The 20993-nt window shown below is 68.6% G+C and carries 9 protein-coding genes, 1 tRNA gene, 2 rRNA genes and 1 pseudogene (1 of these 13 only partly in view); 12 read left to right on the top strand and 1 reads right to left on the bottom strand.

Features of this window, described 5'->3' with window-relative positions; translation table 11 throughout:
- The 4 genes from KGS77_RS08570 to KGS77_RS08555 all read left to right on the top strand — a co-directional run.
- A 23S ribosomal RNA gene (locus KGS77_RS08570) occupies positions 1-2999 on the top strand (it extends 122 nt beyond the left edge of the window).
- Positions 3000-3074: 75 nt separating this feature from the next.
- A 5S ribosomal RNA gene (gene rrf, locus KGS77_RS08565) occupies positions 3075-3191 on the top strand.
- Positions 3192-3307: 116 nt separating this feature from the next.
- On the top strand, positions 3308-3991 hold the full coding sequence (locus KGS77_RS08560) for a DegT/DnrJ/EryC1/StrS family aminotransferase (protein WP_242579997.1): 684 nt from the start codon (positions 3308-3310) through the stop codon (positions 3989-3991).
- 74 nt (positions 3992-4065) lie between these two features.
- Positions 4066-4138: transfer RNA gene (locus KGS77_RS08555), tRNA-Thr, on the top strand.
- 87 nt (positions 4139-4225) lie between these two features.
- On the opposite strand, the gene KGS77_RS08550 is transcribed toward KGS77_RS08555, so the two are convergent.
- Complete coding sequence (locus tag KGS77_RS08550; RefSeq protein WP_242579996.1) at positions 4226-6904, bottom strand: SpoIIE family protein phosphatase; 2679 nt, start codon at positions 6902-6904, stop codon at positions 4226-4228.
- 337 nt (positions 6905-7241) lie between these two features.
- Between KGS77_RS08550 and KGS77_RS08545 the strand changes: the two genes are divergently transcribed.
- From KGS77_RS08545 to KGS77_RS08515, 8 genes and pseudogenes are all read left to right on the top strand, one after another.
- Entirely contained in the window at positions 7242-12323 is a 5082-nt protein-coding gene (locus KGS77_RS08545; protein ID WP_347404455.1) for a HAMP domain-containing protein, read from the top strand.
- Positions 12257-12679, top strand: coding sequence for a response regulator (locus KGS77_RS34930; RefSeq protein ID WP_347404454.1), 423 nt, complete (start codon positions 12257-12259; stop codon positions 12677-12679). The genes KGS77_RS08545 and KGS77_RS34930 overlap by 67 nt, the downstream gene beginning before the upstream one ends.
- A 252-nt stretch (positions 12680-12931) precedes the next feature.
- A complete protein-coding gene (locus KGS77_RS08540) occupies positions 12932-13591 on the top strand; it encodes a response regulator (protein WP_242579995.1) in 660 nt (219 codons plus the stop codon).
- 136 nt (positions 13592-13727) lie between these two features.
- A pseudogene (locus KGS77_RS08535) lies at positions 13728-16629 on the top strand (DNA translocase FtsK).
- A gap of 381 nt (positions 16630-17010) precedes the next feature.
- Positions 17011-17823, top strand: a complete 813-nt coding sequence (locus KGS77_RS08530) for a helix-turn-helix domain-containing protein (protein WP_242579994.1) — start codon at positions 17011-17013, stop codon at positions 17821-17823.
- 251 nt (positions 17824-18074) lie between these two features.
- Entirely contained in the window at positions 18075-19589 is a 1515-nt protein-coding gene (gene rimO / locus KGS77_RS08525; RefSeq protein WP_242579993.1) for a 30S ribosomal protein S12 methylthiotransferase RimO, read from the top strand.
- Positions 19586-20344, top strand: a complete 759-nt coding sequence (pgsA, locus tag KGS77_RS08520; RefSeq protein ID WP_242579990.1) for a CDP-diacylglycerol--glycerol-3-phosphate 3-phosphatidyltransferase — start codon at positions 19586-19588, stop codon at positions 20342-20344. Before rimO ends, pgsA begins: the two co-directional genes overlap by 4 nt.
- A gap of 44 nt (positions 20345-20388) precedes the next feature.
- Entirely contained in the window at positions 20389-20907 is a 519-nt protein-coding gene (locus KGS77_RS08515) for a nicotinamide-nucleotide amidohydrolase family protein (RefSeq protein WP_242587357.1), read from the top strand.
- Positions 20908-20993: the final 86 nt, after the last annotated feature.

Here is a 20993-nt window from a genome sequence, read left to right as displayed (position 1 = left end):
GGAAACCCGGCAGTCGTCATGGGCTGTCACCCATACCTGAACACATAGGGTATGTGGAGGGAACGCGGGGAAGTGAAACATCTCAGTACCCGCAGGAAGAGAAAACAACCGTGATTCCGGGAGTAGTGGCGAGCGAAACCGGATGAGGCCAAACCAGTTACGTGTGATACCCGGCAGGGGTTGCGTGGCTGGGGTTGTGGGATCGCGCTTTCATCGTCTGCCGGCGGTGAGGTGAGTCAGAAATTGCTGATGTAGGCGAAGGACATGCGAAAGGTCCGGCGTAGAGGGTAAGACCCCCGTAGCTGAAATGTCAGTAACTTGCTTGTGCGACACCCAAGTAGCACGGGGCCCGTGAAATCCCGTGTGAATCTGGCGGGACCACCCGCTAAGCCTAAATATTCCCTGGTGACCGATAGCGGATAGTACCGTGAGGGAATGGTGAAAAGTACCGCGGGAGCGGAGTGAAATAGTACCTGAAACCGTGTGCCTACAAGCCGTGGGAGCGTCGCGCAAGAACTTGTTCTTGCGTCGTGACTGCGTGCCTTTTGAAGAATGAGCCTGCGAGTTTGCGGTATGTTGCGAGGTTAACCCGGGTGGGGTAGCCGTAGCGAAAGCGAGTCCGAAGAGGGCGTTGAGTAGCGTGCCCAAGACCCGAAGCGGAGTGATCTAGCCATGGGCAGGTTGAAGCGGAGGTAAGACTTCGTGGAGGACCGAACCCACCAGGGTTGAAAACCTGGGGGATGACCTGTGGTTAGGGGTGAAAGGCCAATCAAACTCCGTGATAGCTGGTTCTCCCCGAAATGCATTTAGGTGCAGCGTCGTGTGTTTCTTGCCGGAGGTAGAGCACTGGATAGGCGATGGGCCCTACCGGGTTACTGACCTTAGCCAAACTCCGAATGCCGGTAAGTGAGAGCGCGGCAGTGAGACTGTGGGGGATAAGCTCCATGGTCGAGAGGGAAACAGCCCAGAGCATCGACTAAGGCCCCTAAGCGTGTGCTAAGTGGGAAAGGATGTGGAGTCGCAGAGACAACCAGGAGGTTGGCTTAGAAGCAGCCACCCTTGAAAGAGTGCGTAATAGCTCACTGGTCAAGTGATTCCGCGCCGACAATGTAGCGGGGCTCAAGCACACCGCCGAAGTCGTGTCATTGCGGTATTACCCCTAACGGGGATCGTGATGGGTAGGGGAGCGTCGTGTGCCGGGTGAAGCAGCACTGGAAGGTAGTTGTGGACGGTTCACGAGTGAGAATGCAGGCATGAGTAGCGATACACACGTGGGAAACGTGTGCGCCGATTGACTAAGGGTTCCTGGGTCAAGCTGATCTGCCCAGGGTAAGTCGGGACCTAAGGCGAGGCCGACAGGCGTAGTCGATGGACAACCGGTTGATATTCCGGTACCCGCTTTGAAACGCCCAGTATCGAGCCCATTAATGCTAAGGCCGTGAAGCCGCCCTGCGCTCTTCGGAGCAAGGGGAGTGGTGGAGCCGCTGACCCAAGGTGGTAGTAGGTAAGTGATGGGGTGACGCAGGAAGGTAGTCCAGCCCGGGCGGTGGTTGTCCCGGGGTAAGGGTGTAGGCCGTGCGGTAGGCAAATCCGTCGCACGTTAAGGCTGAGACCTGATGCCGAGCCGATTGTGGTGAAGTGGATGATCCTATGCTGTCGAGAAAAGCCTCTAGCGAGTTTCATGGCGGCCCGTACCCTAAACCGACTCAGGTGGTCAGGTAGAGAATACCGAGGCGTTCGGGTGAACTATGGTTAAGGAACTCGGCAAAATGCCCCCGTAACTTCGGGAGAAGGGGGGCCATTGCTGGTGAGGGGTCTTGCATCCTGAGCTGGTGGTGGCCGCAGAGACCAGCGAGAAGCGACTGTTTACTAAAAACACAGGTCCGTGCGAAGCCGTAAGGCGATGTATACGGACTGACGCCTGCCCGGTGCTGGAACGTTAAGGGGACCGGTTAGTGACCTTTCGGGGTTGCGAAGCTGAGAACTTAAGCGCCAGTAAACGGCGGTGGTAACTATAACCATCCTAAGGTAGCGAAATTCCTTGTCGGGTAAGTTCCGACCTGCACGAATGGCGTAACGACTTCTCGACTGTCTCAACCATAGGCCCGGTGAAATTGCACTACGAGTAAAGATGCTCGTTTCGCGCAGCAGGACGGAAAGACCCCGGGACCTTTACTATAGCTTGATATTGGTGTTCGGTTCGGCTTGTGTAGGATAGGTGGGAGACTGTGATCTCGTCACGCCAGTGGCGGGGGAGTCGTTGTTGAAATACCACTCTGGTCGTGCTGGATGTCTAACCTGGGTCCGTGATCCGGATCAGGGACAGTGTCTGGTGGGTAGTTTAACTGGGGCGGTTGCCTCCTAAAGGGTAACGGAGGCGCCCAAAGGTTCCCTCAGCCTGGTTGGCAATCAGGTGTTGAGTGTAAGTGCACAAGGGAGCTTGACTGTGAGACTGACGGGTCGAGCAGGTACGAAAGTAGGGACTAGTGATCCGGCGGTGGCTTGTGGAAGCGCCGTCGCTCAACGGATAAAAGGTACCCCGGGGATAACAGGCTGATCTTCCCCAAGAGTCCATATCGACGGGATGGTTTGGCACCTCGATGTCGGCTCGTCGCATCCTGGGGCTGGAGTCGGTCCCAAGGGTTGGGCTGTTCGCCCATTAAAGCGGTACGCGAGCTGGGTTTAGAACGTCGTGAGACAGTTCGGTCCCTATCCGCTGTGCGCGTAGGAGTCTTGAGAAGGGCTGTCCCTAGTACGAGAGGACCGGGACGGACGGACCTCTGGTGTGCCAGTTGTTCTGCCAAGGGCATGGCTGGTTGGCTACGTTCGGAAAGGATAACCGCTGAAAGCATCTAAGCGGGAAGCCTGCTTCGAGATGAGGGCTCCCACCTCCTTTGAGGGGTTAAGGCTCCCAGTAGACGACTGGGTTGATAGGCCAGATATGGAAGCGCCGTAAGGTGTGGAGTTGACTGGTACTAATAGGCCGAGGGCTTGTCCTCAGTTGCTCGCGTCCACTGTGTAGGTTCTGAAGTAACGAACTCGCCTGTGCTGGCTGGAGTTCATCTTCATAGTGTTTCGGTGGTCATAGCGTTAGGGAAACGCCCGGTTACATTCCGAACCCGGAAGCTAAGCCTTTCAGCGCCGATGGTACTGCAGGGGGGACCCTGTGGGAGAGTAGGACGCCGCCGAACAATTATTCAGCTCCGGTCCCTGAACCTTTGTGGTTCAGGGGCCGGAGCTTTTTTGTTCCGATGGAACAGAGCGCAGCGTAACCTTGAGTTCACTTTACGTGGTCACGATCCGCCTCATGCGGACAGTCGAAACGCTCAGCTCGGCCGGTGTGCGTGGCGGTGACGAGGTCGTGGTGCCGGCGTACGGCAATCCCGAGGTCGCCGAAGCCGTGGTCCGCACCGGAGCGGTGCCGGTCTTCGCCGATGTGGACGCCGACAGCTACTGCCTGGATCCGGCGGCGGTGGCCGACGCCGTGACGCCCAGGACCGCGGCGATCGTCGCCGTACACCGGTTCGGGCGGAAGGCGGACATGGGATGGATACGCGAGATAGGACGCCGGCACGGTCTCTTGGTGGTCGCCGAGGAAGAGCCCGGGGCGGAGCGGACCGACGAGGGTCAGGCCCGGCGCCGCCGGGCGCACGCGAAGTACCTCAACAGCCGGCTGACCGGGGTCGTGACGCCGGCCGCCGTGGCGGAGCACACGTACGAGCAGTACGTCGTCCGGGTGCCCGGCAACGGCCGTCCGGACCGTGACGCGTTCGCGCGGGCGCTGCGGGGGCGCGGCGTGGACTGCCGGATACCCGTACCGGCGCCGGTCTACCGGCTGCCGGGCCTGCGCAGGGACGTCTGTCTGCCGCAGACCGAGCGCGCGGCCGACGAGACGCTCGCTCTCCCCGTCCGTCCGGACCTCTCCCGGCGTGAACTCCAGCGGATGGCCGGTGCCTGCAATGCGCTCGGGGGTCTGTTGCAGCCCGCTTGAAGCCGGGAGAGGACGTGGGCCGGGAGGCGGTGAAAACCACGCTGGTGTTCGGGTATGATCTATTCCGCTGGCTCGCCCCAATAGCTCAGTCGGCAGAGCGTCTCCATGGTAAGGAGAAGGTCTACGGTTCGATTCCGTATTGGGGCTCCGAGGAGAAGGCCCCCGCCATTGGCGGGGCCTTCTGCTTTTCCGCCGGTTTTCTGCTGTCCCGTGGGAACGCCTCCGCGATCCGCCTCAGCGGGCCGCGGGCTCCACGGGGATTTCCGGGACGCGCATCGCGAGGATGGCCATGTCGTCCGACGCGGGTTCGGCGGCGAAGCGTTCCACGGCGCGCAGGATGCGGGCGGCGACGGCGCCGGCGGTCAGGCCCGTACACGTCGTCAGTACGTCCGCCAGCCCGTCGTCACCGAGCATGCGGGTGCCCTCGCGGCGCTCGGTGACGCCGTCGGTGACGCACAGCAGGACATCGCCCGGGTCGAGCGTGACGGTCTGCTCGTACAGCTCCAGATCCTCCATGACGCCCAGCAGCGGCTGCGGCTCGGCGGCCGGCTCGACCGTCCCGTCCTGGCGCAGCCGCAGCGGCAGCGGATGGCCGGCGCAGACGACCTTCAGGACGGCGCTGCCGTCGCGCTGCGGCCACAGCTCGCCGTACAGCAGCGTCAGGAAGCGGCTGCGGGCGCCCTCGTCCAGGATCGCGGCGTTCAGCCGCTCCAGGACGGCGGGGCCGCCGAAGCCCTCGCGGGCCAGCAGCCGCAGGGCGTGCCGGGCCAGGCCCGTGACGGCCGCCGCCTCCGGGCCCGTACCGCAGACGTCACCGATGGCGAAGCCGTACGCGCCGTCGCGGATGGGGAAGAGGTCGTAGAAGTCGCCGCCGACCTCGTTGCCCTCACCGGCGGCGCGGTAGATGACCTCGACCTCGACGCCGGGCACCTCGGGCAGCTCCGGCGGCAGCAGGCTGCGCTGGAGGGACTGGCTGATGGCCGTACGCTCCGAGTACAGCCGTGCGTTGTCCAGGGCCAGGGCGGCCCGCCGGGAGAGGTCCTCGGCGAGTTCGAGGATCTCCTGGCGGAAGTGCTCCTCGCTGGGTTTGCCGAGGGTGAGCATGCCGATGACGCGGTTGCGGGCGACCAGGGGCAGGACGACGGTCTCGCCGCCCACGGCCGAGGCGGTGGCCAGGGAGGCGCCGGGGCCGGTGGAGGGCCGGGCGGAGTTGCCCAGGCCCAGGCTGCGCAGCGAGGTGCGCAGGGCCGCGTCGTGGGCGGCGTCGGTCGGCGCGGTCCACACGCGGGCGCCGGGGGTCGGCTCCGGGACCGGCGGGTCGACCTTCATCAGGAGGGACTTCAGACCGTCGATGCGGTCCTCGTCCTCGTGGAGTACGTAGGACAGCTCGGGTTCGGACGCCTGGTCGGCGACGGTGTAGACCGCGCACCAGGTGGCCAGGGTGGGCACGGTCATCTGTGCCATCAGCGCCAGCGTCTGATCGCGGTCGAGGGTGCCGGCCAGCAGGTCGGACGCCTCGACCAGGAAGGACAGCGAGCCGCGGCGCAGCCGTTCCAGCTCGGTCAGCCGGGCCCGTTCCACGGCCAGGGCGATGCGGTCGGCGGCGAACTGCAGGCGCAGCGCCTCTTCGTTGGTGTAGCGGCTGGGGGCCTCGGCGGCGACGCCGAGGGAGCCGGTGAGGCGGCCCTCGACCTTCAGGGGCACGGTGACGACCGAGCGCATGCCGGTGCCGGTCAGCAGCGGTACGGCGCCGGGGACGGCCGTCAGGTCCTCGTGGACGGCCGGCATACGGGCGGAGCCGTAGCGGCCGGAGCCCGCCTCGACGGGGACGCGGGCGAAGCGCTGGCGGGCGGAGGGCAGGCCGGTGGAGGCCCGTACCTCCAGCTCCGTCTCGTCGTCGGTGGCCAGCAGCAGATACGCGGCGTCGCCGTCGAGCATGTCGCGGGCGCGTTCGACGGTGCGCTGGAGGAGGCCGTCGAGGTCGTCGGGGGCCGGCGAGCCGATGAAGACCTCGAAGGGGTCGGTGGGGCCGCGGCCCTCGGGCCGCTGGGCGGCGGCGCCGGTGCTGGAGGAGCGCTGGGGGCTCTGCAGGACGGCGCGCTCGTGGTCCCGCACCAGCAGGCAGACCGTCGAGGGTTCGCCGTCGGTGTCACGGACCCGCAGGTGGGAGGCGTAGACGGGGACGACGCGGCCGTCGGCGCCCCTTATGCCGTAGGAGCCCTCCCAGCGGGAGAGCTGCAGGGCCTCGGCGATGCCGGTGCTGGTGCCGGGGGTGTGTGGCCAGGCGGCGAAGTCGGTGAGCGGCTTGCCGATGACCTGTTCGGGGGAGTAGGCGAAGAGTTCCTCGGCGTCCTCGTTCCAGAAGCTGATGCCGCCGGCGCGGTCGATCTGGATGACGGCGACGCGCACCCGGCTGTCGGCCAGCGGCAGGGCGTCGACGGGCAGGGCGGGGCCGGCCGAGCGGGTGCCGGCGGGCCGGTCGGGCAGGTCGAGCTGGAACCAGACGTGCTTGCGGGCGGCGGTGTACTCCACGCCCCAGCGGGTGGCCAGCGCGCCGCACAGCAGCAGACCGCGCCCGCCCTCGCGGTCGGGGTGGGCGACGGCGTGGGCGGAGCTCTGGAGGGGGATCTCGCGCTCCGGGTAGCGGTCGCCGACCTCGATGCGTACGCCGCTGTCGGTGCGCAGGCACAGCACCTCGGCGGCGGTGCCTGCGTGGACGACGGCGTTGGTGACCAGTTCGCTGGTCAGGACGACGGCGTCGTCGACGATGTCGGAGTGGCCCCAGCCCTGGAGGGTGTCGCGGACGAAGGCGCGGGCGGCGGCGACCGAGCGCCCCACCGGCTCGAAGGTGGCAGCGGCCCGCGCGGTGATCACTGGTCTCCTCGTACGTGTGTCGGTGATCTGCTGCCCCATGGTCGCGGCGCCCCTCCGAATACCTGTGGTGCGCGTCCGGCGCCCGTGCGGTATGGCACGGGCGGTGGACGGCCGTATGCCAGGTTACTTACCTTCGCCGCGCGTGCGGATGCCGGTCACGTGTCTTTCCGCCCCGAACGAGCGCGGGACGGTGTGCGATGCTGCCGAACTGTTATGGCCTGGTTGGGCCATGGTGAAACACTGGGCAAGCTCAAAGAGAAGGCCCGGTGAGAACGGTCGACCCTGCGGGAGGGACACGGTGGAGTCTGGCGCAGCGGCGCGAGGCGTTGGCACGCGCGCGAAAGGCGGACGTTCCCGGAGCAACGGGACGACCGAGGTGGATACGGCTGCGCTGAATCGGCTGATGACCGCGCTCGTATCGATGCGTGACGGGAATTTCCGTAAACGTCTGACGGTCTCCGGCGACGGCGTGATGTCGGAGATCGCGGCTGTTTTCAACGAGGTCGCGGACCGCAATCTGCATCTGACGGGTGAGCTGGCGCGGGTGCGCCGGGTCGTGGGACGTGAGGGGAAACTCACCGAGCGGCTGGAGGTCGGCGCCTGCGAGGGTTCCTGGGCGGCGGCCATCGATGCCTCCAACGCCCTGGTGGACGATCTGGTGCGGCCGGTGTCCGAGGTGGGGCGGGTGCTCTCGGCGGTGGCCGAGGGTGATCTGGAGCAGCGGATGGATCTGCGCTCCCGGGGCATGGACGGGACGTCGGCGCATCCGTTGCGCGGCGAGTTCCTGAAGGTGGGCCGTACGGTCAACGGGCTGGTCGACCAGCTCTCGGCCTTCACGGACGAGGTGACCCGGGTCGCCAGCGAGGTCGGCACGCAGGGGAAGCTCGGCGGGCAGGCGCGGGTGCGCGGGATGTCCGGGTCCTGGAAGGACCTGACGGAGTCCGTCAACACGATGGCGTCCCGGCTGACCGCTCAGGTCCGGGACATCGCTCTGGTGACCACCGCGGTCGCCAAGGGTGACCTGTCCAGAAAGGTCACGGTTCACGTCGCAGGCGAGATGCTGGAGCTGAAGAACACCGTCAACACGATGGTGGACCAGCTCTCCTCCTTCGCCTCCGAGGTGACCCGCGTCGCCCGCGAGGTCGGTACGGAGGGCGAGCTGGGCGGCCAGGCACAGGTGCCGGGCGTCGCGGGCGTCTGGAAGGACCTGACCGATTCGGTCAACCTGATGGCCGGGAACCTCACCGCGCAGGTCCGTGGGATCGCCCAGGTGACGACGGCGGTGGCCAGTGGTGATTTGTCGCAGAAGGTCACGGTCAGCGCACGCGGCGAGGTCGCGCAGCTCGCGGACACCATCAACACGATGACCGAGACGCTGCGGACGTTCGCGGACGAAGTGACGCGGGTGGCGAACGAGGTCGGGGCCGAGGGGCAGCTCGGGGGCCAGGCGCAGGTGCCGGGCGCGGCGGGCACGTGGAAGGACCTCACGGACTCCGTCAACACCGCCTTCCGCAACCTGACGGCGCAGGTCCGGGACATCGCGCAGGTGACGACGGCGGTCGCCAACGGCGATCTGTCGCAGAAGGTCACCGTGGATGTGGCCGGCGAGATGCTGGAGCTGAAGAACACCGTCAACACGATGGTCGACCAGCTCTCCTCCTTCGGGGCCGAAGTGACGCGCGTCGCACGGGAGATCGGCGTCGAGGGTGAGCTGGGCGGCCAGGCGGCGGTGCCGGGCGCGGCGGGGACGTGGAAGGACCTCACGGATTCCGTCAACACCGCGTTCCGCAACCTCACCGGTCAGGTGCGCAACATCGCGCAGGTGACGACGGCGGTCGCCAACGGCGATCTGTCGCAGAAGGTCACCGTGGACGTCTCCGGCGAGATGCTCCAGCTCAAGAACACCGTCAACACGATGGTCGACCAGCTCTCCTCCTTCGCCGACCAGGTCACGCGGATGGCCCGGGACGTCGGTACGGAGGGCCGGCTCGGCGGCCAGGCGCGGGTGGACGGCGTCAGCGGCACGTGGAAGGAGCTGACCGACTCCGTCAACTTCATGGCGGGCAACCTCACCTCTCAGGTGCGGCAGATCGCCCAGGTGACGACGGCGGTGGCGCGCGGTGACCTGTCGCAGAAGATCGACGTGGACGCGCGCGGCGAGATCCTGGAGCTGAAGAACACCATCAACACGATGGTCGACCAGCTCTCCTCCTTCGCCGACCAGGTCACCCGGGTGGCCCGCGAGGTCGGTACGGAGGGCCGGCTCGGCGGCCAGGCGCAGGTGCCGGGCGTCGCGGGTGTCTGGCGCGACCTGACCGACTCCGTCAACAGCATGGCGGGCAACCTGACCGCCCAGGTCCGTAACATCGCGCAGGTCGCCACGGCGGTGGCGCGCGGTGACCTGTCGCAGAAGATCGACGTGGACGCGCGCGGCGAGATCCTGGAGCTGAAGAACACCCTCAACACGATGGTGGACCAGCTCTCCTCCTTCGCCGAGCAGGTCACCCGGGTCGCGCGCGAGGTGGGCACCGAGGGCATCCTCGGCGGCCAGGCGGAGGTGCAGGGCGTCAGCGGTACGTGGAAGGACCTCACCCAGTCCGTCAACTTCATGGCGAACAACCTGACCTCCCAGGTCCGCAACATCGCCGAGGTGACGACCGCGGTGGCGCGCGGCGACCTGTCCAAGAAGATCACCGTCGACGCCAAGGGCGAGATCCTCGAACTGGTCACGACCGTCAACACGATGGTCGACCAGCTCTCCTCCTTCGCCGAGCAGGTCACGCGGGTGGCCCGCGAGGTCGGTACGGAGGGCCAGCTCGGCGGCCAGGCCCGGGTCCCCGGGGTGACCGGCATCTGGAAGGACCTCAGCGACAACGTCAACCTGATGGCCAACAACCTGACCATCCAGGTGCGCAACATCTCCCAGGTCTCGGCGGCGGTCGCCAACGGTGATCTGACCAAGAAGGTCACGGTCGAGGCACGCGGCGAGGTCGCGCAGCTCGCCGACACGGTCAACACGATGGTCACCACGCTCTCCTCGTTCGCGGACGAGGTCACGCGGGTGGCCCGCGAGGTGGGCACCGACGGCATCCTGGGCGGCCAGGCCCGCGTACCCGGTGTCGCCGGTACGTGGAAGGACCTCACCGAGTCGGTGAACTCCATGGCCAACAACCTCACCGGCCAGGTCCGCAACATCGCGATGGTCACCACGGCCATCGCCAAGGGCGACCTCACCAAGAAGATCGACATCGACGCGCGGGGTGAGATCCTCGCGCTGAAGACCACCATCAACACGATGGTCGACCAGCTCTCCTCCTTTGCCGAGCAGGTCACCCGGGTGGCCCGGGAGGTGGGTACGGAAGGGCAGCTCGGCGGCCAGGCGCAGGTGCGCGGCGTGGCCGGCACCTGGAAGGACCTGACCGAATCGGTGAACGAGATGGCGGGCAACCTGACCCGCCAGGTACGGGCGATCGCCGCGGTCGCCGCGGCGGTGACCCTCGGCGATCACAACGTACGCATCGACGTGGACGCCGCGGGCGAGATCCTGGAGCTCCAGGACAACGTCAACACGATGATCGCCACCCTCCGCGAGACCACCCTGGCCAACGAGGAGCAGGACTGGCTCAAGGGCAACCTGGCCCGTATCTCCGGGCTGATGCAGGGACGGCGGGACCTCAAGGACGTGGCCACGCTCATCATGAGCGAGCTGTCCCCGGCCGTCTCGGCGCAGCACGGCGCGTTCTTCCTGGCGGCGCACCCCAACGACAGCCGGGAGATCGGCGCGGACGGCGACGAGCCGGACGTCTTCGAGCTGCGCCTGATGGGCTCGTACGGCTACTCCATGGGTGCCATGCCCACGACCTTCCGGCCGGGGGAGACGCTCATCGGGACGGCCGCGGCCGAGAAGCGCACGATCCTGGTGGAGAACGTGCCCTCCGGCTATCTGAAGATCGCCTCCGGTCTGGGGGAGGCGCCGCCGGCGAACGTGATCGTGCTGCCGGTGCTCTTCGAGGACAAGGTGCTCGGCGTGATCGAGCTGGCCTCCTTCCAGCCCTTCACCCAGATCCAGAAGGACTTCCTCAACCAGATCGCCGAGATGATCGCCACGAGCGTGAACACGATCTCGGTCAACACCAAGACCGAGGTGCTGCTCAAGCAGTCGCAGGAACTGACCGAGCAGCTCAAGGAGCGCTCGGGTGAGCTGGAGAGCCGCCAGCGGGCGCTGGAGCTGTCCAACTCCGAGCTGGAGGAGAAGGCCGAGCAACTGCGTCAGCAGAACCGTGACATCGAGGTGAAGAACACCGAGATCGAGGAGGCACGGCAGGTCCTGGAGGAGCGTGCCGAGCAACTGGCGGTCTCCATGCGCTACAAGTCGGAGTTCCTGGCGAACATGTCGCACGAGCTGCGGACGCCGCTGAACTCCCTGCTGATCCTGGCCAAGCTGCTCGCCGACAACGCCGAGGGGAACCTCTCACCCAAGCAGGTGGAGTTCGCCGAGACGATCCACGGCGCCGGCTCGGACCTGCTCCAACTGATCAACGACATCCTGGACCTGTCCAAGGTCGAGGCGGGCAAGATGGACGTCAGCCCGACCCGTATCGCGCTGGTCCAGCTCGTGGACTACGTGGAGGCGACCTTCCGGCCGCTGACCATCGAAAAGGGCCTGGACTTCTCCGTACGGGTCTCCCCGGAGCTGCCCGCGACGCTGCACACCGACGAGCAGCGGCTGCTCCAGGTGCTGCGCAACCTGCTGTCCAACGCGGTGAAGTTCACCGACAGCGGCGCCGTGGAGCTGGTCATCCGGCCGGCGGGCTCCGATGTCCCCGAGGCCATCCGCGAGCAGTTGCTGGAGCACGGGGCGCTGCGCGACCCGAACGCCGACATGATCGCCTTCTCGGTGACCGACACCGGCATCGGCATCGCCTCCAGCAAGATGCGGGTGATCTTCGAGGCGTTCAAACAGGCGGACGGCACGACCAGCCGCAAGTACGGCGGTACGGGCCTGGGCCTGTCCATCAGCCGGGAGATCGCGCGGCTGCTCGGCGGCGAGATCCACGCCGCCAGTGAGCCCGGCCGCGGCTCGACCTTCACGCTCTACCTGCCGCACAACCCCGGCGGGCTGCCGCCGCAGGGCTATCCGCAACTGGTGGCCGGGGCCTGGCGATGGACGCCGAGGCACGCGAGACGGAGGCCGGGCCGGAGCCCGGGGGCACCGAGGACCGCGGCGGCGAGGGGCCGACGGCCGGCGGGGCGAGCGGCTTCAACCGGCGCCGCCGGCGCGGGATTCCGGGCGCCGGACGACGGCCGGAGCTCTCCCCCCGGCCCGCGCCCGCCCCGGAGCCGTCCGCGCCCCCCGCGCCGCCGCAGGCGTCCGCCGAGGAGCCGTCCTGGATGGGCAACGGCCAGGACCTGGTCTCCTCCGGTTTCGAGGGCGGCTTCCACGGCGAGAAGGTGCTGATCGTCGACGACGACATCCGTAACGTCTTCGCGCTCACCAGCGTCCTGGAGCAGCACGGGCTGTCGGTGCTGTACGCGGAGAACGGCCGGGAGGGCATCGAGGTGCTGGAGCAGCACGACGACGTCGTACTGGTCCTGATGGACATCATGATGCCGGAGATGGACGGCTACGCGACCACGGCCGCCATCCGCCGCATGCCGCAGTTCGCCGGACTGCCCATCATCGCCCTCACCGCGAAGGCGATGAAGGGCGACCGGGAGAAGAGCATCGACGCCGGCGCCTCGGACTACGTGACCAAGCCGGTGGACACCGATCACCTGCTCGGGGTGATGGAGCAATGGATGCGGAGGCAGTGACGGAGGTTTCCGCGGGCCGGGCGGCCGGTCCCGCATGCTGACTCAGGGTGGCCGAGGACGTGTGGGAGAGCGGTATTCGGGGAACCTTCTGGTCTCCCACTGCGTTTGTGCTACGTGCACAGTGACATCGCGGTGACAGGGTGTGGCGACAGGCGGGGTGCGGCTACCATGACCGGCACAAGGACGGGCGGCATGACGGAGCCGTCCCCTGGGGCGGCGTCCGGTTCATTGCCGGGGCGAGGAGGACGGGCCATGGTGCAGAAGGCCAAGATCCTCCTGGTCGATGACCGGCCGGAGAATCTGCTGGCGCTGGAGGCGATCCTCTCCGCGCTCGATCAGACACTGGTACGGGCATCGTCCGGGGAGGAAGCGCTCAAAGCACTGCTCACGGACGATTTCGCGGTGATCCTGCTCGATGTGCAGATGCCGGGTATGGACGGGTTCGAGACGGCTGCGCACATCAAGCGCCGCGAGCGGACGCGGGACATCCCGATCATCTTCCTCACCGCGATCAACCACGGCCCGCACCACACCTTCCGCGGTTACGCGGCCGGTGCGGTGGACTACATCTCCAAGCCGTTCGACCCGTGGGTGCTGCGGGCCAAGGTCTCGGTATTCGTCGAGCTGTACATGAAGAACTGCCAGCTCCGGGAGCAGGCGGCGCTGCTGCGGCTCCAGTTGGAGAGCGGACGGGCCGGTGCGGGCGAGACCAGCGAGTCGGCGGGGCTGCTGGCCGAGCTCTCCGCCCGGCTCGCGGCGGTCGAGGAGCAGGCCGAGGCGCTGTCCAAGCAACTGGACGAGTCCGCGGACGCCGCCGCCATCGCGACGGCGGCGCATCTGGAGCGCAAGCTGACCGGTCTGCGCCGGGCGCTGGACGCCCTGGAGCCGGGCACGGACAACGGCGCCGCCTGACCCGTACGCCCGCGTCGGCCCGCCCGCACCGCCCGTCCGTACGCTGACGCTGCCTCAGCAGCCGTACGGGCGACACGAATGGGTGAAGGTCCGAGCACTCGTGTCACCTCCGGCCGTCGGCTGTAATCTCGTCGCCATGGCCTCACGTACGTCCGGCAAGGGTTCCCAGAGCACGGCGGGCCCCTCCAAGCAGCGCGCCGGACAGCCCGGAAGCGCCGCCGGGAAGCCCGCCGCGAAGAAAGCGCCCGCCAAGGCGCCCGCGAAAGCAGCGGCGAAGGCGCCTGCCCGGAAGGCGGCGTCCGCCAAGAACGCCGTGGTGATGAGGCAGCCCCCGGTGAAGAAGTCCCCGGCGAAGAAGGCTCCGGCGAAAAAGGCCGCCGCCAAGAAACCGGCGAAACCGGCACCCAAGCCGGCACCGTCCCCCACCGGCGGCGTCTACCGCCTGGTGCGGGCCTGCTGGCTCGGTCTGGCGCACGCCATCGGCGCGGTGTTCCGCGGGGTGGGCCGGGGCGCGAAGAACCTCGACCCGGCGCACCGCAAGGACGGGCTGGCCCTGTTCCTGCTCGGCCTGACGCTGGTCATCGCGGCCGGCACCTGGTCCAACCTCGACGGGCCGGTCGGCGACCTCGTACGGATGCTGGTGACCGGCGCCTTCGGCCGCCTGGACCTCGTCGTACCGGTCCTGCTCGGTGGCATCGCCGTACGCCTGATCCGTCACCCGGAGCGGCCCGAGGCCAACGGACGGATCGTCATCGGCCTGTCCGCGCTGGTCGTCGGGGTCCTCGGGCAGGTCGCCATGGCCTGCGGGTCCCCGGGCCGCGGGGACGGCGTGGAGGCCGTGCAGGATGCCGGCGGCTACCTCGGCTGGGCCGTCTCCAAGCCGCTGATCTTCACCGTCGGGCAGACCCTGGCCGTGGCCCTGCTGGTGCTGCTCACCGTCTTCGGCCTGCTGGTCGTCACCGCCACCCCCGTCAACGCCATCCCGCAGCGGCTGCGGCTGCTCGGCGCCCGGCTCGGCCTGGTGGAGACCTACGAGGTCGAGCCGGTGGCCGTGGAGGGGGGCGAGTACGCCGGATACGGCGAGGAGTGGCGCGAGCAGCCCGTGCGGCGCCCCCGGAAGGCCGCCGACGCCGCCCTTGCGGTCTCCCAGGCGCCCGACGGTGAGCCGGCGGTCCTGGAGGAGGCCCCGGCCAAGCGCCGCCGTCCGCGCCGCGGGTCCGCACAGCCCGCCGCGCACCGGCCCATGGACGCGGTGGACGTGGCCGCCGCTGCCGCCGCGGCGCTGGACGGCGCGGTGCTGCACGGCGTCCAGCCCTCCCCGCTGGTCGCCGGACTGAGCAGCAGCGTGTCCGGGGAGCGGGCGGAGACAGACGGGGCCGCGGAGGCCACCGAGGCCACGGACCGTACGGGCGCCGGGTCGGTACCGCCGGCGCGGCAGAAGGGGCGCGGCGCGGGCCGGCCCCCGGGCGGAGCGGCCGGCACGTCCTCCGTACCGGACTTCACCAAGGCCCCGCCCGAGCCGGCCGAGGAGCTGCCCGCGCGGGCCGAGCAGCTCCTGCTGTCCAACGACATCACCTACGCGCTGCCCTCGCTGGACCTGCTCACCCGCGGCGGCCCCGGCAAGACCCGCAGCCCCGCCAACGACGCCGTGGTGGAGTCGCTGACCACCGTCTTCCAGGAGTTCAAGGTCGACGCGGCCGTCACCGGCTTCACCCGCGGCCCGACCGTCACCCGCTACGAGGTCGAACTGGGCCCCGCGGTCAAGGTCGAGAAGATCACCGCGCTGGCCAAGAACATCGCCTACGCGGTGGCCAGCCCGGACGTACGGATCATCAGCCCGATCCCCGGCAAGTCCGCCGTGGGCATCGAGATCCCCAACAGCGACCGCGAGATGGTCAACCTCGGCGACGTGCTGCGCTCGGCCCACGCGGGGGGACGACCACCCGATGCTGGTCGGGCTCGGCAAGGACGTCGAGGGCGGATACGTCTCGGCGAACCTGGCGACGATGCCGCACATCCTCGTCGCCGGCGCCACCGGCTCCGGAAAGTCCTCCTGCATCAACTGCCTGATCACCTCCGTCATGGCGCGCGCCACACCGGACGAGGTACGGATGGTGCTGGTGGACCCCAAGCGGGTGGAGCTGACGGCCTATGAGGGCATCCCGCACCTGATCACGCCCATCATCACCAACCCCAAGCGGGCCGCCGAGGCCCTCCAGTGGGTCGTACGGGAGATGGACCTGCGCTACGACGACCTGGCGGCGTACGGCTTCCGGCACATCGACGACTTCAACGCGGCAGTCAAGAGCGGCAAGGTCAAGCCGCCCGAGGGCAGCGGACGGGAGCTGTCGCCGTACCCGTACCTGCTGGTCATCGTGGACGAGCTGGCGGACCTGATGATGGTGGCGCCGCGGGACGTGGAGGACTCCATCGTCCGCATCACCCAGCTCGCGCGGGCCGCCGGCATCCACCTGGTGCTCGCCACCCAGCGCCCGTCCGTGGACGTCGTCACGGGCCTGATCAAGGCGAACGTGCCCTCGCGGCTGGCGTTCGCGACCTCCTCGCTCGCCGACAGCCGGGTCATCCTGGACCAGCCGGGCGCCGAGAAGCTCATCGGCAAGGGCGACAGCCTCTTCCTGCCGATGGGCGCGAACAAGCCGGTCCGTATGCAGGGCGCGTTCGTGCGGGAGGAGGAGGTCCAGGCCGTCGTCCAGCACTGCAAGGACCAGATGGCCCCGGTCTTCCGCGAGGACGTCACGGTCGGCACGGCCAGGAAGAAGGAGATCGACGAGGACATCGGCGACGACCTGGACCTGCTGTGCCAGGCCGCCGAGCTGGTGGTCTCCACCCAGTTCGGGTCCACCTCCATGCTCCAGCGCAAGCTGCGGGTGGGCTTCGCCAAGGCCGGACGGCTGATGGACCTGATGGAGTCGCGCGGCATCGTCGGGCCGAGCGAGGGCTCCAAGGCGCGCGACGTGCTGGTCAAGCCGGAGGAATTGGATGGAGTGCTGGCCGTGATCCGTGGGGAGGCGTCTTGAGAGGGCCTCTCAAGGAAGGACCTCCCAAGGGGCCTGTACGGCTCCCTGAAGGGCTTTCCGAGGCCCCCTGAAGGGCCGGTTGCACGGCCTCCTCATGGAGTCGACGGGACCTCCGGTCCGCCGGAGCCCCGGCCGCGCTCCCCGTCCCCTCGGCGGATCACTCATATGAGATTCCCAAGCAACCGTTTCTCCTGTCGATACGTCAAGTTGAGAGAGGTGAAGGGGCGGTGCCGCGTCATCAGGTCCGGCCAGGTGGCCGGGCGGTGGTGTCCGATGGCCTTCTGATGGCGTACAAAGTCCGCCTTCCCGCTTGCCCGACCCTTTCGTTCCACCCCTAGACTGAACCTCCAGCAGGTGGCTACACGCTCGAAAGGCGCCCCCGTGTCCATCGGCAACTCTCCCGAAGACGACCGTCCCTCCGTCGGTCGCGCCCTCCAGCAGGCCCGTATCGACGCGGGACTGACCGTCGACGAGGTCAGTACGACGACACGGGTGCGCATCCCGATCGTGCATGCGATCGAACAGGACGACTACTCGCGCTGCGGCGGCGACGTGTACGCCCGGGGACACATCCGTACGCTCGCGCGCGCCGTGGGCCTGGACGAGGCCCCGCTGATCGCCCAGTACGACGAGGAGCACGGCGGCCGGCCCGCGCCGACCCCCGCCGCACCGCTCTTCGAGGCGGAGCGCATCCGGCCGGAGCGGCGCCGGCCGAACTGGACGGCCGCGATGGTGGCGGCGATCGTCGCCGTCGTCGGCTTCGTGGGCTTCACGCTCTTCAGCGGCGGCGGCAAGAGCGGCACCCCGGTCGCCGGCCGGGACGCGACCGGCGGCGCCAGCGAGCCGGTGACCAAGGCCCCGGCCGACAAGCCGGCCAAGCCCACCAGGCCCCGGCCCGAGCCGTCGGACAGCGCCATCGCGGGGCTGCCGAAGGACAAGGTCACCATCAAGATCACCGCACGGGACGGGCAGAGCTGGATCTCCGCCAAGGACGCCAACGGCAGGCTGCTGGAGGACGGCCTGCTGCGGCAGGGCCAGTCCAGGACCTTCACCGACAAGAAGCGGATCGACCTGGTCCTGGGCAACGCCGGGGTGGTGCAGCTCTACGTCAACGGCAAGGAGGTCAAGCAGGTCGGCGACAAGGGATCCGTGGAGCGGCTGAGCTACACGCCGGGCGACCCCCAGGCGGGCTGAGAGTAGCCCCGCGCCGCACGTCCTCCGGCAGGGGTACGTCGTTCCCGTACGGAATACGGGACAGGGATACGGAAACGGACGGACGTGCGTCGCTGCGCGTATCTGCCCGCGTATCCGCCCCCGTACGAGGGACTGTGCGTCCTTGGCTGTAGGCGGCTGTATCACGCTGTATACGGGCGTGTGCACGGAGTGCACGGCGGTGGGAACCCTGGCAGCGATGACCGCCGCCGGGACGAAGTAGGCTGAGCCCTATGCCCGAACGCCGTACCGTCGCCCTTGTCACTCTTGGCTGCGCCCGTAACGAGGTGGACTCGGAGGAGCTCGCAGGCCGCCTGGCAGCGGACGGCTGGGAGCTCGTCGAGGACGCCGCCGATGCCGATGTCGCCGTCGTCAACACCTGCGGGTTCGTCGAGGCCGCAAAGAAGGACTCCGTCGATGCCCTGCTGGAAGCCAACGATCTGAAGGACCACGGCCGCACCCAGGCCGTGGTGGCCGTGGGCTGCATGGCCGAGCGGTACGGCAAGGAGCTGGCCGAGGCGCTGCCCGAGGCCGACGGCGTGCTGGGCTTCGACGACTACAGCGACATCTCCGACCGCCTGCAGACCATCCTCAACGGCGGCATCCACGCCTCGCACACCCCCCGCGACCGCCGCAAGCTGCTGCCGATCAGCCCGGCCGAGCGGCAGGGCACGGCCGGAGTGGCGCTGCCCGGCCATGCCCAGGGCGCTTCGGCCGGCGCCGCGCAGGAGCCGGCCGACGCCCCCGAGGACCTGCCGGAGGGCATCGCCCCCGCCTCCGGGCCGCGGGCGCCGCTGCGCCGCCGGCTGGGCAGCAGCCCGGTGGCCTCGGTGAAGCTGGCCTCCGGCTGCGACCGGCGCTGCTCCTTCTGCGCCATCCCCTCCTTCCGCGGCTCCTTCATCTCGCGGCGGCCCTCCGACGTCCTGGGTGAGACCCGCTGGCTGGCCGAGCAGGGCGTCAAGGAGATCATGCTGGTCTCCGAGAACAACACCTCCTACGGCAAGGACCTGGGCGACATCCGCCTGCTGGAGACGCTGCTGCCGGAGCTGGCGGCCGTGGACGGCATCGAGCGGATCCGGGTCAGCTACCTCCAGCCCGCCGAGATGCGGCCGGGGCTGATCGACGTACTGACCGGGACGGACAAGGTCGCGCCGTACTTCGACCTCTCCTTCCAGCACTCCGCCCCGGACGTGCTGCGCGCGATGCGCCGCTTCGGGGACACCGACCGCTTCTTGGACCTGCTGGCGCAGATCCGGGCGAAGGCGCCGCAGGCCGGAGCCCGCTCCAACTTCATCGTCGGCTTCCCCGGCGAGAGCGAGGCGGACTTCGCCGAGCTGGAACGCTTCATCAGCCACGCCCGGCTGGACGCCATCGGCGTCTTCGGCTACTCCGACGAGGACGGCACCGAAGCCGCCGGGTACGAGCACAAGCTCGACCCGGAGGTGGTCGCCGAGCGGCTGGCGCGGCTGACCCGGCTGGCCGAGGAGCTGACCGCACAGCGCGCCGAGGAGCGGCTGGGCGAGACCGTCCACGTACTGGTCGACCGGATCGACGAGGAGGACGGCGTCGTGGGGCGGGCCGCGCACCAGGCGCCGGAGACCGACGGCGTCACGCTGGTGCGGACCGGCCTGGAGCTCGCTCCGGGCCGTATGGTCGAGGCGAAGGTCGTGGCGAGCGAGGGTGTGGATCTCGTCGCCGAGGTGCTGTCCGTGGACGGCGCGCCGTGTTCCGAGGAGGCGGGCAGATGAGCGGAGTCCCGGCTTCGGCGACCGGTGGGCCGCGTCCGGCGTCGGCCGTCCGGCAGGCCGGGCTGTGGAACATCGCCAACGTCCTGACGATGGTGCGGCTGCTGCTCGTACCGGCCTTCGTCCTGCTGCTGATGCACGGCGACGGCTACGACCCGGCCTGGCGGTCCTTCGCCTGGGCGGCCTTCGCCATCGCCATGATCACCGATGTGTTCGACGGCCACCTGGCCCGCCAGTACAACCTGGTCACGGACTTCGGGAAGATCGCCGATCCGATCGCGGACAAGGCGATCATGGGTTCGGCGCTGATCTGCCTGTCGGTGCTCGACGATCTGCCGTGGTGGGTGACCGGCCTGATCCTCTTCCGGGAGCTGGGCATCACACTGATGCGCTTCTGGGTGATCAAGCACGGTGTCATTCCGGCCAGCCGCGGTGGCAAGGCCAAGACGCTGGCCCAGGGCACGGCGGTGGGGATGTACGTCCTCGCGCTGAACGGCGCGCTGGCGACGTTCCGGTGGTGGGTGATGGCGGTGGCCGTGGTGCTGACCGTGGTGACCGGGCTGGATTACGTACGGCAGGCGATCGTGCTGCGGCGGGCCGGGCTGGCCAGGGAGCGCGAGCTGGAGCGGGAGCGGCTGGGAGGCCAGCGGCTCGAAGGTGAGCGGCTCGAAGATGAGCGGCTCGAAGGTGAGCGGCTTGCGGCGGAGCGGCGGCCCGGGCGGGAGTCGCAGCGGGGCGAGCGGGGCCCGGGCCGGTGAACGGTGGCTCCGTGCCCGGCTCGGCATGCAGCGGTGATCCCGTGGTGGGCGGTGGCTCCACGGCGGGTGAGGTACTGGCCTCGCTGGTGGCGCGCGGGCAGAGCCTGGCGGTGGCCGAGTCGCTGACAGGCGGGCTGGTCGCGGGCGAGCTGACCGCCGTACCCGGGGCCTCCAGGGTCTTCAGGGGATCGGTCACGGCGTACGCGACCGAACTCAAGCACGAGCTGCTGGGCGTGGACGCGGCGCTGCTGGCCGCGCACGGGGCCGTGCACGCCGACGTCGCGCGGCAGATGGCGACCGGCGTCCGGCGTGTGCTGGGCGCGGACTGGGGTATCGCCACTACAGGGGTTGCCGGCCCGGACCCCCAGGACGGACAGCCTGTGGGCACCGTCTTCGTCGCGGCCGAGGGGCCGGACGGTGCGGGAAGCGTACGACGGCTGACACTGGACGGTGACCGTCACCGGATCCGCCGGTCCAGCGTCGGGGCGGTCATCGAACTGCTGTTGAGCGAACTGACGGGAAATGCGCCGGCAAAGGATACGGAACAACACGGGGGGAATTGATGTTTACAGCCCTGAGTGAACACGAACTTGTGCCCCGCACGGCCGAGGCCCGAGGCGGTACGGTGGGGCGAGAAGGATCCGGATCC

It is taken from the genome of Streptomyces sp. MST-110588, assembly GCF_022695595.1.
Classification (GTDB): domain Bacteria; phylum Actinomycetota; class Actinomycetes; order Streptomycetales; family Streptomycetaceae; genus Streptomyces.
The sequence above is the reverse complement of the archived record's forward strand: the minus strand, read 5'-3'. Positions and strand labels throughout refer to the sequence as shown.

Coding starts and splice junctions, on each gene's coding strand:
- KGS77_RS08560 (WP_242579997.1), top strand. CDS start 3,308: ATGCGGACAGTCGAAACGCTCAGCTCGGCCGGTGTGCGTGGCGGTGAC.
- KGS77_RS08550 (WP_242579996.1), bottom strand. CDS start 6,904: ATGGGGCAGCAGATCACCGACACACGTACGAGGAGACCAGTGATCACC.
- KGS77_RS34930 (WP_347404454.1), top strand. CDS start 12,257: ATGGGCAACGGCCAGGACCTGGTCTCCTCCGGTTTCGAGGGCGGCTTC.
- KGS77_RS08540 (WP_242579995.1), top strand. CDS start 12,932: ATGGTGCAGAAGGCCAAGATCCTCCTGGTCGATGACCGGCCGGAGAAT.
- rimO (WP_242579993.1), top strand. CDS start 18,075: ATGCCCGAACGCCGTACCGTCGCCCTTGTCACTCTTGGCTGCGCCCGT.
- pgsA (WP_242579990.1), top strand. CDS start 19,586: ATGAGCGGAGTCCCGGCTTCGGCGACCGGTGGGCCGCGTCCGGCGTCG.